Below are 1,309 nucleotides of genomic sequence, written 5' to 3'. Positions count from 1 at the left end.
CCGTGAAATCAACATGTTTGCGCTTCAAACGTTTGATGTCACGCTGAAACGCCTTCGTGTATTCCGCATTGAGCATAATCAGATTCCCAAGGAATCGAACATCTCATCGGCCGTATGGAACCGCGGATTGCTCTTCGCGGAACGCTCATGGGCCTCCTGCAGAGCGGAAAGCGTCTCAGTCGGAATCGTGCCCTGGTACGAAAGATTCAGTGGGATGCGCTTCTCGCGAACAATCTGCCGGTAGAAGGCGCGGGTCACGCTGGAAAGGTCGAAACCGAAGTCCTCCGCGATATCGGAAGCCCTCTGCTTGGTATCAGAATCCACCCGAACCGTCACTGATGACATCGTCATAGCTCCTCCATTCATCCAATACTTAATATTGTAAGACAATCAACTACTATCATCTTACATCGTTCATCATATTCGTTTTTTGGAATCTATCAGTTGCAATGGTCGGTCACGCGGACAACGGCATCGTCCAAGAGTTTCCTCGCGGTAACCAAGGCACTTTATCGTGCGCTCTTCCGTCATATGGTTTTGCGTCCTATGATTTGAAGCGAGGCCTGTATGGGCCATGGGCGAAAGAACAATGCCATGATCAATCACGTGACCGTCAAGGTGAAGGATTTCGAGAAGGAAGAGGCGTTCTACGAGGCCGCTTTGGCTCCGCTGGGCTATGGCAAGGGTCCGGCGTTCCCGGGTGTCCAGGCTTTCGTGGCCAAGGATGGTTCCGCCGTGTGGGTGAGCACCGCCGCCGATGGCGATGCCGTCTCCCCTATTCATGTGGCGTTCCAGGCGGCCGACGATGACGCCGTGAAGGCGTTCTACGAGGCCGGTCTTGCCAACGGAGGCACCGACAACGGCGAGCCCGGTCCGCGCCCGAACTACGGTCCGACCTACTACGCCGCCTTCGTGCATGATCCGGAAGGCAACAACATCGAGGCCATGCTCGTCTGAGCGTTGTCGCCATATGCCGGCCGCATGATGATAACGCCAAAGGCGCGTTACCGAGTTAATCAACGAATAATCCCGCCGCGCGGAATGTATTCCGCCTGACGGGATTCGTATTATTCGTGTCGAAATCAAACATCACAAAGGCTCCATGGAAGCACCGGCGATGCGCTCCTTCATCGGAGGCTTGCGTGCAGGTGACCGCGGACTCTACGTCTCCACCGGAGGATTCACCAAAGAGGCGCGGTACGAGGCGGACCGCGCTAACGTTCCCATCCGGCTACTCGATCTCGATGGATTCGTGCGCCACTACGTCGACGTGTACGACAAAACCGACGAGGAAACACGCGACATCCTG

At 55.7% G+C, this 1,309-nt stretch carries 3 protein-coding genes; 2 read left to right on the top strand and 1 reads right to left on the bottom strand.

Annotated features, from left to right (window positions below):
- Nucleotides 1-78: 78 nt before the first annotated feature.
- Nucleotides 79-351, bottom strand: a complete 273-nt coding sequence (locus tag B3C64_RS01615; protein WP_291533265.1) for a type II toxin-antitoxin system RelB/DinJ family antitoxin — start codon at nt 349-351, stop codon at nt 79-81.
- A gap of 243 nt (nt 352-594) precedes the next feature.
- Between B3C64_RS01615 and B3C64_RS01610 the strand changes: the two genes are divergently transcribed.
- Nucleotides 595-957 carry a VOC family protein gene (locus B3C64_RS01610; protein WP_291533264.1) on the top strand — a complete coding sequence of 121 codons (363 nt, stop codon included), beginning with the start codon at nt 595-597 and terminating at the stop codon, nt 955-957.
- A gap of 88 nt (nt 958-1,045) precedes the next feature.
- Nucleotides 1,046-1,309, top strand: a 264-nt coding sequence (locus B3C64_RS01605; RefSeq protein ID WP_349679944.1) for a restriction endonuclease, incomplete at its 3' end; no start/stop codon positions are given.

This window comes from Bifidobacterium sp. UBA6881 (genome assembly GCA_002451435.1).
In the GTDB taxonomy this organism is placed as follows: Bacteria; Actinomycetota; Actinomycetes; order Actinomycetales; family Bifidobacteriaceae; genus Bifidobacterium.
This window is presented reverse-complemented; position numbering and strand designations above follow the sequence as displayed.

Bases quoted from the DNA above. Each gene is read 5' to 3' on its own strand.
- B3C64_RS01615 (WP_291533265.1), bottom strand. From the start codon at position 351: ATGACGATGTCATCAGTGACGGTTCGGGTGGATTCTGATACCAAGCAG.
- B3C64_RS01610 (WP_291533264.1), top strand. From the start codon at position 595: ATGATCAATCACGTGACCGTCAAGGTGAAGGATTTCGAGAAGGAAGAG.